Below are 12901 nucleotides of genomic sequence, written 5' to 3' on the forward strand. Positions count from 1 at the left end.
CGTCGCGCGCGACCTGCGCGATCCGAACAGCCAGTCATGCTAGCAACCCGCCAGGTCCCTGCGCTGGGAGGGACGCGGGTGTGCGCGGCCCAGTCGCGGGCCGCGCACACCGTCGGTCGTCGGTGCGACTCAGACCGTGGCGGCCGTGCGGTCCGGTTCGGCGAGCTGGTCGGCGGAGTCGCCGCCGTCGATGCCGATCACGCCGTAGTCCCAGCCCTTCCGCCGGTAGACGACGCTCGGCCGGTGGGTCTCGGCGTCGACGAACAGGTAGAAGTCGTGCCCGACGAGCTCCATCCGGTAGAGCGCGTCGTCGACGGTCATCGGCGACTCCTGGAAGACCTTGTGCCGGATCACCACCGGCGAGTAGACCTCGGTGTCGTCGTCGTGTGGCTCCTCGACCACGGGGACGGCCCCGGTCGCGACGGTCTCGATGAGCTTGCCGTCGGCGGGCGTCACGCCCATGTGCTCGAACGCGGTGCCGGACGCCTCGGCCACGGAGGTCGGGCGGTGGCGTCCGCGGTGCACCTTCTTGCGGTCACGCGCCCGGCGGAGTCGCTCGGTGATGCGCGCGAACGCCAGGTCGAACGCGGCGTACTTGTCCGACGCCGCGGACTCCGCGCGGACCAGCGGGCCGGGGCCGATGAGGGTCAGTTCGACGCGGTCCTCGCCCCCGCTGCCGCCGGACTTCTCGTTGTGGCGGCTGAGGCGCACCTCGAAGGCGAGGGCGCGGTCGGCGAGCACGTCGATCTTCTCGGACTTCTGTTCGACGTAGGTGCGGAATCGATCGGTGACCCCGACGTTCCGTCCTGTGATCGTCACGTCCATGTGGCGGCTCCCATCCGTACTTCGGCGCGTCGCCTCCATCCGGCGATCCCGGACGCCTTGCCGCGAGGCTAGACCCCCGACCGAGCCGCCGTCACCACCCCTCGGCGGGTCGGTGCGGACACCCACCGGACACCCAGGCGTCACCGGGCGTCCACCTCGGCGAGCGCCACGCACCGCACGACCCGGCCGCCGGCGACGCGGACCGCCCGGATCGCCTCGGCCATGGTGACCCCGGTCGTCACGACGTCGTCGACGAGCACCACGTCCCGACCGGTCACGCCGGTGGCGCGCAGGGCGCCGACCGTCGCGACGACCCGTTCGACGGCCGTCCGCTCCTTCTGCCCGTGCCCCGCGGCGACCCGCTGCCCCGGGCCACCGACGCGGACGCGCACGAGCGCCCGCGGTCGTCGCAGCCGCGCGCGCCCCAGCATGAGGACCACCGGGTCGAACCCGCGACGTCGAGCTCCGCGGCGTGACGGCGGGACGCGCAGGAGCACCGCCTCGGGGTGGTCTGCGAGCGCGCGCCGGACGAGCACGCCGAACCGTCCGGCGAGCGGCCCGGCGAGGTCGACGCGGCTCCGGAGCTTGCACTCGAGCACCAGGGTGCGGACGAGGCCCTCGTAGGACCACGCGGCGTCGAGCCGGACGCCGGCCACCAGGCGGCGGCACGTGGGGAGCGCGTCGAGTTCGGCGCGACAGGACCGGCAGAGCGCCCGGTCCGGGGCGCCGCACCCGACGCATGCGACCGGCAGGACCAGACCGAGCACCGCGAGGGCGGCGTCCGCCCAGCGGTCACGAGGCGGGGGTGGGTCGGGCTGCGCTCGGGTCACGTCCCCATGCTCGGGGTGACAGGCCTGCGGACGCGCGCCGACGGGACGGACGGTGGGCGGGCCTCCTGTCCGGGCGGCCTGTGGAGGAGGAACGGGGTGGGCCGCCCGATCAGCGCTGGACGCCGAGGACGTCCGCGGTGACCCCGGTGGTGTCCCAGCCACCGCCGGTGGACCGGAGCACGGACCCGTCCGACATCCGCAGGAGCATCGATCCGCCGTCGCCCCCGACGACCGCGGTCGCCACGCCCTCGGCCTTCGGCAGGGTGCTCGACTGCCCACCGACCGTGGAGCGGACGACCTCGGGACCGGCGTCGGTCTGGGCGACGGACACGACGTCGCTGTCGTTCACCCAGGCCGCGCCGACGGCGTCGCCGCTCGCGGCCTGCACGCGCACCGGCGAGCCGAGGCTCGTCGGCGTCCGGTCGGCGCCGCGCACGACGGCCATCACGTACAGGGCCGGACCGTCCGCGGTCTCGATGAGTGCGAGCGCGCGCGTGGAGTCGCGGGACAGCTGGAACGACACGAGCTTGCCCTGTGGCAGCGTCGTCTTCACGGCGTGCGGGTCGCCGCCGAGGCCGTACGCCGTGACCTGGCCGGTGTCGTCGGACCGGCCGACCCACACGAAGTCGAGATCGTCGATCGACGGCGGGACGAGTCCCGGCGTCGCGTCGACGCGGAGGGCGTCCTTGCCGCGGGCGACCACGACGCCGCTGGCGTTGCCGACCGCGGCGACCGTGCCGGACGCGGACAGGGCGAGGGACCGCGGGTCGAGCCCGGCGACGTTGTCGGCGAGCCCGCCGCCGAGCGGTGCGACCTTGCCCCCGGCCGTCGCGAAGCCGACCTGGTCGTCCCGGACGACCAGGGGCCGCGGGTCGACGTCGGGGTTCACCTGCGCCGGGGTGCCGTCCTGCTCCGCGCCGGAGAAGGTGGCGCCCTCGAAGGTGATCGAGACCGAGGACACCGACGCGACCGAGGCGAGGGAGCGCGTGAGCTGCTCGCGCATCCGGGCCTTGTCGTCGTTGCTCGAGCTGAGGGCGTCGCTCGACAGGTCGACCAGCGCGGTGCCGTTGTCGATCGTGACCGCGTTCAGGGAGAGCTGCGTGCCCTCCGGGAACGCCGAGACGACGGCGCCCTTCAGCCAGTCAGCGGGTCCGGCGAGCAGGGCGCTCGCGATCCGGGTGCTGGTCGACGAGCGCGCGAGGAACCACCGCTCGTCCGGCACGAGGAACTGGTAGGTGGGGTCGAAGAAGTACAGCGCGTGCTCCTGGAACACGGACTCGAAGCTGACCGGCGTCAGGATGATGCCGTCGGGCGCGTAGGCGATGCGCCACTGGCCGTCCTGCCGGACGAACTGGAACGTCAGGGTGGACGTGGTCGGGCGCACGGCCTGGGTGTACTCGCCGTCCTGGTCGACGGTCGCACTCGCGGTGAGCGTGTAGGTCAGCTCGCGGTCAGCGACCCGCTCGACGGTGCCGCTGCCCTGCAGGATCGTCACGCCGCGACGCGGGTTCCACTTCTTCGCGAAGCCGTCCGCGAGGAACTCCCGGGCGATCGCGTAGTCGTCCTGGGCGCCCGTGCCCGCGGCGACGAAGCCGCGCAGGATCGCGGTCTGGTCGGATCCGTCGACGGGCTTGTCCGGACGGAAGTCCACCCCGGAGATCGACTCGTCCTTGACCGACTGGCCGGCACGCACGGGGCCGTCGGTGGGGATGGCCGCGCAGGCGGTGACCGCGACGACGGTCAGGGCCGCGAGCGCGGTCGCCACCGCGGCACGGAGGGTGTTCCTCATCGTTCCTCCCGGACGGCCCGGGGGCCGTCGTACGCCTCGTCGAGTTCGGGCAGCGGGATCGCGGACGTCGCCGTGCCGACCTGCTCGCCGCGCGGCAGCACGAGCACGAAGGTCGACCCCTCGCCCGGGCGGGACCACACGTCGATGCGACCGCCGTGCAGCCGCGCGTCGCCGAGGGAGATCGCGAGGCCGAGCCCGGTCCCCCCGATGGTGCGTTTCCGGCTCGGATCGGCCCGCCAGAACCGGTCGAACACGCGGGCGGTGTCCTCCGGCGGCATGCCGACGCCCTGGTCGCGGACGGCGATCGCGACGCTGCGCGAGTCGCTGTCGACCACGACCTGCACGGGCTTCGCATCACCGTGCTCGATCGCGTTGCCGACGAGGTTCCGCAGGATCCGCCGGACCCGCTTCGCGTCGAGCTGCATCGTGGTGTGGCCGCCGGGGGTGGCCAGCTGCAGGTCGACGCCGGCGCGCTCGGCGAGGGGTCGGAACTCCTCGACGATGTCGACCGCGAGGGACGCGGGCACGACGGGTTCGGTGTCGAGCTGCACGGCCTGCGCGTCGTAGCGGGAGATCTCGAGGAGGTCGGCGAGCAGGAGCTCGAAGCGCTCGACCTGGGCGTGCAGGAGCTCCGCCGACCGACCGACCGACGGCTCGAAGGCGTGCCGGGAGTCGAAGAGCATGTCGCCGGCGAGCCGGATCGTCGTGAGCGGGGTCCGGAGCTCGTGCGAGACGTCCGACACGAACCGCTGCTGCACGCGGGAGAGCTCGGCGAGCTGGGTGATCTGCCGGCTCACGGCGTCCGCCATGTCGTTGAAGCTCCGCGCGAGGATCGCGATGTCGTCGTGCCCGCGGACGGGGATGCGTTCGTCGAGGCGCCCCGCCGCGATCTTCCGACTGGTCTCCGCCGCACCCCGGATCGGCACCACCACGAGCCGCACGACGAGGGACGTCACGAGGGCGATCAGCACGATGAGCGCGACGCCGCCGATCGACAGGGTCTGCGAGACGAAGTCCAGGGTCTGCTGCGCGTCGGAGAGGTCGTAGACGATGTAGAGCTCGTACTGGCCCGCGCTCGGGATCTGCAGCACCGACCCGACGGCCAGCCCGGGTTCACGACGGCCGCCGTCGTCGAGCCGCACGGCCTGCAGACTCAGTCGACCGGTGTCCTTGGCGACCTCGCGCCGGAGTGCGTCGGTGATGACCTCGTCCGGGAAGTCCGAGCTCGCCAGGTTCTGCAGGGTCTGCGGGGTGGACTGGTCCGGGCTCCGCTCGATCGCGATGCTCGTGCCGCCGGGGCTCGTCGTGTTCGACAGGATCGCCTGCTGCGCCTCGCTCTGCAGCGTCTCGAGCTCGGTCTGGTTGTTGTCCTCGGCCGCCGTCGCCGCGTCGAAGATGCCCTGCGCCACGACGGTCGCCCGGGCCGACTCCGCCTCGATCTGGTCGCGGCGCTGGGCGTACACGTTGTTCGAGATGCTGATCATCACCGCGGTGCCGATCACGACGACGGCGAGCCCGGTGGTCAGGACGGTGATGGCGACCGACCGGACCAGCAGGGAGCGTCGCCAGAGCCATGCGACGGCGTACCAGCCGCGCCGGACCCACCGGCGGACCCGGCGACGCGTGCGCGCCGCCCACCCGCGGCCGAAGAGGTCGCGCGACGGTCCCGACGACACGGTGCTCAGGCTCCTCCGGCCCGGTACCCCACGCCGCGCACGGTGGTCACGATCCGGGGGTTGTCGGGGTCGTGCTCGATCTTCGCGCGGAGTCGCTGCACGTGGACGTTCACGAGCCGGGTGTCCGCCTTGTAGTGGTAGCCCCACACCTGGTCGAGGAGCATCTCGCGCGTGAACACCTGGTTCGGCTTCTCGGCGAGCGCCCGGAGCAGGTCGAACTCGAGCGGGGTGAGCGCGATGACGGTGTCGCCGCGACGGACCTCGTGCGCGGCGACGTCGACGGTCAGGTCGCCCGCGTGCAGCACGGTCGCGTCCGAGGCGGTCGGCCGGAGCCGCGTCTTGATGCGCGCGACGAGCTCCTTCGGGTTGAACGGCTTCACGACGTAGTCGTCGGCGCCGTTCTCGAGCCCCGCGACGACGTCGGCGGTGTCGCCCTTCGCGGTGAGCATGATGATCGGCGTCCCGCTCTCGGCGCGGATCCGCTTGCAGACCTCGATGCCGTCGATGCCCGGGAGCATGACGTCGAGCAGGACGAGGTCGGGCTTGGTGCTGTGGAACGCGTCGACGGCGTCGTTGCCGTCGCCGCTGAACTCGGGCTCGTAGCCCTCGGAGCGGAGGACGATGCCGATCATCTCGGCGAGGGCCTGGTCGTCGTCGACGACGAGGATGCGCGGTGTCATGGGCGTGGACTCCGGGTGGCGGGCGGTGGTGCCGGACCGGCACCCAGGGTCACGATAGCGCCGTCCCCCGCACGGCCGGGTTTTCCGACAGGATGGGAGTGTCCGCGCGCGACCGCAGCGCGGCCGACGGATGACGACGGGGGCGGGGATGTCCGACTGGCAGGTACCGGGAGCGTCCGGGTCGCGTGACGGGGCGGATCGGCCGGGAGGCACGCCACCGGCACCGGGGTCGCAGCCGTCCGGCGGGTGGTCCGGCGCGCAGCCGCCGTCCGGCGGGTGGTCCGGCGCGCAGCCGCCGTCCGGCGGGTGGTCCGGCGCGCAGCCGCCGTCCGGCGGGTGGTCCGGGAAGCCCGGGCCGCAGCAGGCCGGCTCGCGTCCCGTCCTGCCGCTGCGACCGCTCGGGCTGGGGGACGTCCTGTCCGGCGCGTTCACCGTCCTCCGGCGGAACGCGCGGGTCCTGCTGCTCTGGAGCCTGCTGCTGAGCGGTGTGCTCGGGTTGGTGTCGACCCTCGCCGGGACCCTCGGGCAGCAGGCCCTGCAGTCGCGGATGTTCGCCGCGGTCGACGCCGGTCGGGGTGCCGATGCGGTGACCGCGGGGTCGATCACGCTCTGGCTGCTCCTGTCCGTCGCCCTGCCGTTCATCGCCTCGCTCGGTCGGGGCTTCCTCGTCGCGCCGGTCGCCGTCGACACCGGGCAGCGGATCCTCGGCCGCCGTGCATCGTTCGGCGGCCTGTGGCGGCTGCTCGCCGGTCGCCGGTGGTCGGTCCTCGCCTGGATCCTGCTGCAGGCCGGCGCCGGTGTGGTCGCCGCCCTCGTGTTCGGCCTGGTGGCGTTCGCCGGCGTCGCCGCGATCGGTTCGGGCAGTCGCGCGGGCCTCGGCGGCGTCGTCCTGCTCTTCGTCGTGCTCGCGCTCGGCTTCGGTGTGCTCGCCGCCTGGCTCGGCACGCGGTTCGCCTTCACGGTCCCGACGATCGCGCTCGAGGGTCGGTCGGTGTTCGCCGGGGCCGCGCAGTCGTGGCGGCTCACCCGGCGTGCGTTCTGGCGGACCTTCGGCATCCTGCTGCTCGTGCAGGTCGTGTTCGGGTTCGCCGCGTCGATCGCCGCGACGCCGCTGTCCATCGGGGCGCTGCTGCTCGGCGGGACCTTCGACCCGCTCGGGCAGACGGGCGCACGGGCCGGAGTGGGCGTCGGTGCCGTCGTCGCCCTGGTCGTCGGGAGCCTGCTCGTGATCGCGGTCCAGTGCGTCGTCGACGTGCTGTCCGCCTCGATCACGACCTTCCTGGCGGTCGACCGCCGCATCCGCACCGAGGGCCTCGACCAGCGCATCGCGGCGCACCTGGAGACCGGGCAGCCGAGCGACCCGTTCGCGCCCGCCGACCCGCTCCTGCCCGCGCAGGGGCGGCCGTGGCCGCCGCAGCAGCAGTGGGCGCAGCAGCCGCAGTGGACCCCGCAGCAGCAGTGGTCGCAGCAGCCGCCGCAGTGGCCGGTCCCTCCCGCGCAGCAGCCGGAGCCGCCGACCTGGGGCGGGAAGCCGGACGGTCGCCCGTGACCCCCGGTCCGGACGAGGCCCGGGACCTGCTCGAGCGCGAACTGCAGCGCAGCGAGTACGCGGCCGTCGAGCCGACCTGGTGGGACCGGGCGTCGCGCGCGGTCCTCGACTGGCTGCAGTCGCTGCGTGCCGACGGGCTCGGGTCCCCCGCCGTCGCGCAGACGCTGCTCTGGACGGCCGTGGTCGTCCTCGTCGCGGTCGTCGTCCTCGTGGTCGTCGCCCGCGGACTCCCCCGCCGACGCGCCCGCACCGCCGCGGACTCGATCGGCGGGGTGTTCGACGCGGACGACCTGCGTCCGACGCGCGACGTCGCCGAGGCCGCTCGGGCAGCACTCCGCGCCGGGGACTGGGACGGCGCGGTCCTCGACGGCTACCGGGCGATCGCCAGGGGCCTCGGCGAACGGGACCTCGTCCCGGACGTGCCCGGCGCCACGGCCCGCGCGATCGCCGACCGTGCGGCGCCGTCCTTCCCGGACGCCGCCGTCGCCCTCGCCCGGGCCGCCGCGGCGTTCGACGCCGTGCGGTACCTCGGTCGTCCCGCGGACGAACTGACCGCCCGCGCGGTCCTGGACACCGAGGCGACCGTGCGGACCACCCGCCCCGTCCGACCCGACCAGCCGGCGGTGCCCGCGTGAGCGCGGCCGGTGCCACCCGCGAGCGCACCGCGACCCCCGAGCCGTCCACGACCCCGGTTCCCGCGGGCCCGGCTCCCGCGGGGACCGGTCGCGGCGGTCTCGCCCGCCGGGTCGCCCTATGGTCGGTCGTCGTCGCCGTCGCGCTGGTCCTCGCGGTGGCCACGGCCGTCGTGCAGGGGTCGGCGCCGACGGACCGGACCCCGCTCGACCCGACCTCGACGACGGCGAGCGGCTCCCGCGCACTCGTCCGGGTCCTGGAGCAGCAGGGGGTCGCCGTCGACGTGGTGCGGGACGCGGGCCGTCTCGGGGACGGCACGGTCCTGGTCGACGACTCCGCGGGGGTCCTCGACCCCGGTGTCGCACGACGCATCGTCGCCCGCGCCGCCCACGTCGTCCTGGTCACCGAGGACGCCCGCGTGCTCGACGCCGTCGGGCTGCCGCTGGAGCCCGCGTCCAGCGTGACCGAGCGCCGGACCGTGTCCACGACCACGTGCCCCGTGCCGGCGGTGGCCGCCGCCCGGTCGGTCACCACCGAGGGCACCGCCTACGTCGCGGCGCCGGACGCCGACACCGCGGGCGTCGAGCTCTGCGCGTCGACCGACCTCGGTGACGGCCGCGGGTGGGGAATCGCGCGGACCACCACGGCGGGTGGGGACGTCGTCCTCCTCGGCACCACCGGCGCCCTGCGGAACGACACGATCACGACCGCGGGCGACGCGGCGCTCGCCCTCGGGCTGCTCGGCCAGGGCGGCGGGAGCAGCGCGACCCCGATGCTGAGCTGGTACGTGCCGACCCCGGCCGGCGGGGACGCCGCGCCGACGCTCGGCTCACTCGCCCCGCCGTGGGTGCCGAGCGTCCTCGCCCTCCTCGGGCTCGTCGCGGTCGCGGCCGCCGTCTGGCGTGGTCGGCGCCTCGGACCGCTCGTCGTCGAGCGGCTGCCGGTCGTCGTCCGCGCGGCCGAGACCACCGAGGGACGGGCCCGCCTGTACGCGAGGACCCGCGACCGCACGCACGCGCTCGACACCCTGCGCGTCGCCGCCCTCCGACGGAGTGCCGGTCGGCTCGGCTTGGCCCGCAGCACGCACGTCGACGACGTCGTCCGGGCCGTCGCCCGTGCGACCGGACGCTCCGACTCCGAGGTCGGCGCGGTCCTGGTCGGCGGTCCCGTCCGCGACGACCGGACGTTGGTCACGGCGGTGGCCGAGCTCGACGCGCTCGAACGGGCGCTGCGCGCCGCGACGGGCGGCTCGGTGGACGACCGGCACCAGACCACCAGCGAGCGGCGCACAGAACACCGGCAGCCGCCGTCCGACCAGTACCCGCCGCCCGACCAGCACCCGCCGTCGAACCAGCACCCGCCGTCGAACAAGCACCGAGGAGCACGACCGTGACCGACCACACCAGCAGCGCGGCCACCGACGCAGGGCCCGACGCCCGGAACGGTGCTCGGCCCGACATCCGACGCGACGACCTGCGCGAGGCCTTCGGGCGGCTCCGCTCCGAGGTCGCGAAGGCCGTCGTCGGCCAGGAGGGCGCCGTCTCCGGCATGATCGTCGGCGTCCTGGCGCAGGGGCACGTCCTGCTCGAGGGCGTCCCGGGTGTCGCGAAGACCCTGCTCGTCCGGAGCCTGGCGGCAGCGATGTCGCTCGACACGAAGCGGATCCAGTTCACGCCGGACCTGATGCCCGGCGACGTGACCGGTTCGCTCGTGTACGACGCGTCGACGGGCACGTTCCCGTTCCGCGAGGGCCCCGTGTTCACGAACGTGCTGCTCGCCGACGAGGTGAACCGCACACCCCCGAAGACCCAGTCCGCCCTGCTCGAGGCGATGGAGGAACGCCAGGTGAGCGTCGACGGCGCGGCACACCCGCTGCCCGACCCGTTCTTCGTCGCGGCGACCATGAACCCGATCGAGTTCGAGGGCACCTACACGCTGCCGGAGGCCCAGCTCGACCGGTTCCTCCTGAAGCTCGTCCTCGACGTGCCGCCGCGCGACGTCGAGTGGCAGGTGCTCCGCCGGCACGCGGACGGCTTCGTGCCGCGGGACGTGCGCTCCGCCGGGATCACGCCCGTGCTCGGCGTCGACGAGGTCCGCGCCGCCCAGCGCGCCGTGCAGGCCGTCGCCGCGCGTGACGACGTGCTCGCCTACGTCGTGGACCTGGCCCGCGCGACCCGCCAGGCCCCGTCGGTCCGCGTCGGGGTGAGCCCGCGCGGCGCGACCGCACTGCTCGCCGCGGCGAAGGCCTGGGCGTGGCTGACCGGCTACGACGCGATCACGCCGGACCACGTGCAGGCGATGGCCGTGCCGGTCTGGCGCCACCGGCTGCGGGTGGCCGCGGACGCCGAGCTCGAGGGCGTCGGTGCCGACAGCGTCCTGCAGCAGGTGCTCGAGCAGGTCCGGGTGCCGATCTAGTGGCGGTCACCGGTCGGTTCGTCGTCCTGCTCGCCGTCGCCGTCGTCCCGACGGTGCTGCTCGGCAGCGGCTGGGCGGGGCTCGCCTGGGTGGCGGTCGTCGTGGTCGGCGCGGCACTCGACGTCGTCCTCGCCGCCGACCCGGGGCGACTCCGCGTCGAGCGGCGGATGCCCCGCGCCGCCCGGCGGGACGCCACCGCGGACGGCACGCTCGTCGTCGCGAACGACGGCACCCGTCGGCTCCGCGCCGAGCTCCGCGACATGTGGGAGCCGTCGGCCGGACAGCAGCCGCGCCGCTTCCGCCTCGACGTGCCGCCGGGGGAACGCCGGACCGCGCGGATGCGGTTCGCGCCGTTCCGTCGCGGCCGTCGCACCACGACCGGGGTCGCGGTGCGGGCGGTCGGGCCCCTCGGCCTCGCCGCCCGGCAGCGGGTCCTGGCAGCACCGGGGACGCTCGTCGTCACCCCGCCGTTCCGGTCCCGCCGACACCTGCCGTCCCGGCTCGCCCGACTGCGCGAGCTCGACGGTGAGACGACCCTGCAGCTCCGCGGTCACGGCACCGAGTTCGACTCGCTCCGCGACTACGTCCGGGGTGACGACGTCCGGTCGATCGACTGGCGGGCGACCGCGCGTCGGCAGGACCTGGTCGTCCGGACCTGGCGACCGGAGCGCGACCGCCGGGTCGTGGTGGTCGTCGACGCCGGGCGCTCCGGAGCCGGTCGGATCGAGGACGAACCGCGCCTCGACACGTTCATCGAGGCGGCGCTGCTGCTCGGCGCCCTCGCGGCCGCGGCCGGTGACCGCGTCGACCTCGTGGTCCTCGACGACGCCGTCCGCGACCGCGTCCGCGGCGCCACCCGGTCGGACGTCGTGCAGCGGTTCGGCGAGGTCCTCGCGACCGTCGAACCGGGCCTCCGTGCGACGGACTGGTCCGCCGTCCCCGGCGTGGTCGACGGTGTGACGACCGCCAGGGCCCTCGTCGTGCTGCTCACCGGACTGGACTCGGTCGGCTCGTCGGGCGACCTGCTCGCGGTCCTCCCCCGCCTCGCCCGTCGCCACACGGTCGTCGTCACCGGCGTCGAGGACCCCACCGTGCACCGCACCGCCGCCGGTGACCCGGACCCGGTTGCCGGGGGCGTGCCGGGCCGGACCCGGGGCGGACGCACGCGGTCCGCGCGACGGGCCGCGGGCCTCCCGTCCGGCGCGGAGCGCGACGTGTACCGGCGGGCCGCCGCGGAACGCTCCCTGCTCGACGCGGCCGGCGTCGCGGACGTGGCCCGACGCGCCGGGGCCGAGGTCGTCAGCGGACGACCCTCGGACGTGCCGCCGTTGGTCGCCGACGCGTACGTCCGTGCGAAGGCGGGTGGCCGGCTCTGACGGCCGGGAGGCGCGTGGCGGCTCCCCGGGATCAGCCCGCCACCAGCGCGGTCGCACCCCGCTCGAACTCCTCGACGTCGCCGCGCTGGCCGGCGCGGTACGCGCGGCCGCCGAGCACCCACTGGTACCAGAGCACCGCGGCGAGGGCGACGGTGCCGATCCCGATCTTGACCGGCCAGGGCCAGTCCTGGCGGGTCACGACGCCCTCGACGAGGCCGGAGAGCAGCAGCGTGCCGACCAGACCGAGGGCGACGGTGACGAGCGCGCGGCCGTCCTCGGCGAGTGCCTGGCCGCGCGTCCGCTCCCCCGGCGCGATCCATGACCAGGCGATCCGGAGTCCCGCGGCGCCGGCGAGGAAGATCGAGTAGAGCTCGAGCTGGCCGTGCGGCGCGATCCAGAGGAAGAAGTCGCCGAGGCGGCCCTCGGAGTGCATGATCGCCGCCGACACCCCGAGGTTGATGGCGTTCTGCCCGATCGAGTACGGCACGAAGAGCCCGGTGATGCCGAACGCCACCATGCTCGCGGCGATGTACGCGTTGTTCGTCCACACCTGGGCGGTGAAGGCCCCGAGGCCGTGGTCGGAGTAGTACGCCTGGAAGTCCTGCGTGGCGTACCGGCGGAGGGACTCCGGGGTCCCGAAGGTCTCGAGCGCGCCGGGTGTCGTGCTGATCCACACCGCGACGACGGCCGCGACGACCGCGGTGGCAGCGGCGACCCAGAGCGTCAGCCACCGGATGCGGTACAGCGCGGCGGGGAGCTGGAGCACGAGGAAGCCGGTCAGCGCCGTGAGCGGGTCGACCGGGGTGCCGGTGAGCCGGAGCCGGGCGCGGAAGAGCGTCAGCGACAGCCGGTCCCCGGTCGCCGTGCGAGGGGCCGCGGCGCGGATGCGGGCGAGGTCGGTGGCGGCCGCCTGGTACCCGGCGACGAGCCGGTCGGCCTCGGCCCCGGTGCGGGGACGCGCGCGAGCGAGCTGGTCGAGTTCCTGCCAGCGGTCGCGGTGCACGGCCTCGTAGGCGTCCAGGTCCACGTCGTCTCCCCCGTCGTCTCGCCGTCCGGTGCTGCGCCGTCGTCCGGGTGCAGTCCCGTTGCGTGCCGTCCCGCCGTCCGGTGCTGTCCCGCCGTCCGGTG

The 12901-nt window shown here is 74.9% G+C and carries 11 protein-coding genes; 5 read left to right on the forward strand and 6 right to left on the reverse strand.

Annotated elements, in window-relative coordinates; all coding sequences use genetic code 11:
• Nucleotides 1-129: 129 nt before the first annotated feature.
• From hpf to mtrA, 5 genes are all read right to left on the reverse strand, one after another.
• A complete protein-coding gene (hpf, locus tag LQK89_RS10505; RefSeq protein WP_175325160.1) occupies nucleotides 130-825 on the reverse strand; it encodes a ribosome hibernation-promoting factor, HPF/YfiA family in 696 nt (231 codons plus the stop codon).
• Nucleotides 826-965: 140 nt separating this feature from the next.
• Nucleotides 966-1655, reverse strand: a complete 690-nt coding sequence (locus LQK89_RS10510) for a ComF family protein (RefSeq protein WP_231049060.1) — start codon at nucleotides 1653-1655, stop codon at nucleotides 966-968.
• A gap of 109 nt (nucleotides 1656-1764) precedes the next feature.
• Nucleotides 1765-3444 carry a GerMN domain-containing protein gene (locus tag LQK89_RS10515; protein ID WP_175325162.1) on the reverse strand — a complete coding sequence of 560 codons (1680 nt, stop codon included), beginning with the start codon at nucleotides 3442-3444 and terminating at the stop codon, nucleotides 1765-1767.
• The gene (mtrB, locus tag LQK89_RS10520; protein WP_231049061.1) at nucleotides 3441-5120 is read right to left on the reverse strand and encodes an MtrAB system histidine kinase MtrB; all 1680 of its coding nucleotides are present in this window, start codon (nucleotides 5118-5120) and stop codon (nucleotides 3441-3443) included. The genes LQK89_RS10515 and mtrB overlap by 4 nt, the downstream gene beginning before the upstream one ends.
• A gap of 5 nt (nucleotides 5121-5125) precedes the next feature.
• A complete protein-coding gene (gene mtrA, locus LQK89_RS10525) occupies nucleotides 5126-5800 on the reverse strand; it encodes an MtrAB system response regulator MtrA (RefSeq protein ID WP_058742167.1) in 675 nt (224 codons plus the stop codon).
• A 148-nt stretch (nucleotides 5801-5948) separates the two neighbouring features.
• Between mtrA and LQK89_RS10530 the strand changes: the two genes are divergently transcribed.
• From LQK89_RS10530 to LQK89_RS10550, 5 genes are all read left to right on the forward strand, one after another.
• Complete coding sequence (locus tag LQK89_RS10530) at nucleotides 5949-7349, forward strand: glycerophosphoryl diester phosphodiesterase membrane domain-containing protein (protein WP_231049062.1); 1401 nt, start codon at nucleotides 5949-5951, stop codon at nucleotides 7347-7349.
• Entirely contained in the window at nucleotides 7346-7984 is a 639-nt protein-coding gene (locus tag LQK89_RS10535) for a DUF4129 domain-containing protein (RefSeq protein WP_231049063.1), read from the forward strand. Before LQK89_RS10530 ends, LQK89_RS10535 begins: the two co-directional genes overlap by 4 nt.
• The gene (locus LQK89_RS10540) at nucleotides 7981-9375 is read left to right on the forward strand and encodes a DUF4350 domain-containing protein (RefSeq protein ID WP_231049064.1); all 1395 of its coding nucleotides are present in this window, start codon (nucleotides 7981-7983) and stop codon (nucleotides 9373-9375) included. The genes LQK89_RS10535 and LQK89_RS10540 overlap by 4 nt, the downstream gene beginning before the upstream one ends.
• 65 nt (nucleotides 9376-9440) lie before the next feature.
• Nucleotides 9441-10397, forward strand: coding sequence for an AAA family ATPase (locus tag LQK89_RS10545; protein ID WP_174779421.1), 957 nt, complete (start codon nucleotides 9441-9443; stop codon nucleotides 10395-10397).
• On the forward strand, nucleotides 10397-11773 hold the full coding sequence (locus tag LQK89_RS10550; protein ID WP_175325166.1) for a DUF58 domain-containing protein: 1377 nt from the start codon (nucleotides 10397-10399) through the stop codon (nucleotides 11771-11773). The genes LQK89_RS10545 and LQK89_RS10550 overlap by 1 nt, the downstream gene beginning before the upstream one ends.
• Before the next feature lie 31 nt (nucleotides 11774-11804).
• On the opposite strand, the gene LQK89_RS10555 is transcribed toward LQK89_RS10550, so the two are convergent.
• Nucleotides 11805-12800, reverse strand: a complete 996-nt coding sequence (locus tag LQK89_RS10555; RefSeq protein ID WP_231049065.1) for a stage II sporulation protein M — start codon at nucleotides 12798-12800, stop codon at nucleotides 11805-11807.
• Nucleotides 12801-12901: the final 101 nt, after the last annotated feature.

This window comes from Curtobacterium sp. C1, assembly GCF_021049325.1.
GTDB classification, from domain to species: domain Bacteria; phylum Actinomycetota; class Actinomycetes; order Actinomycetales; family Microbacteriaceae; genus Curtobacterium; species Curtobacterium citreum.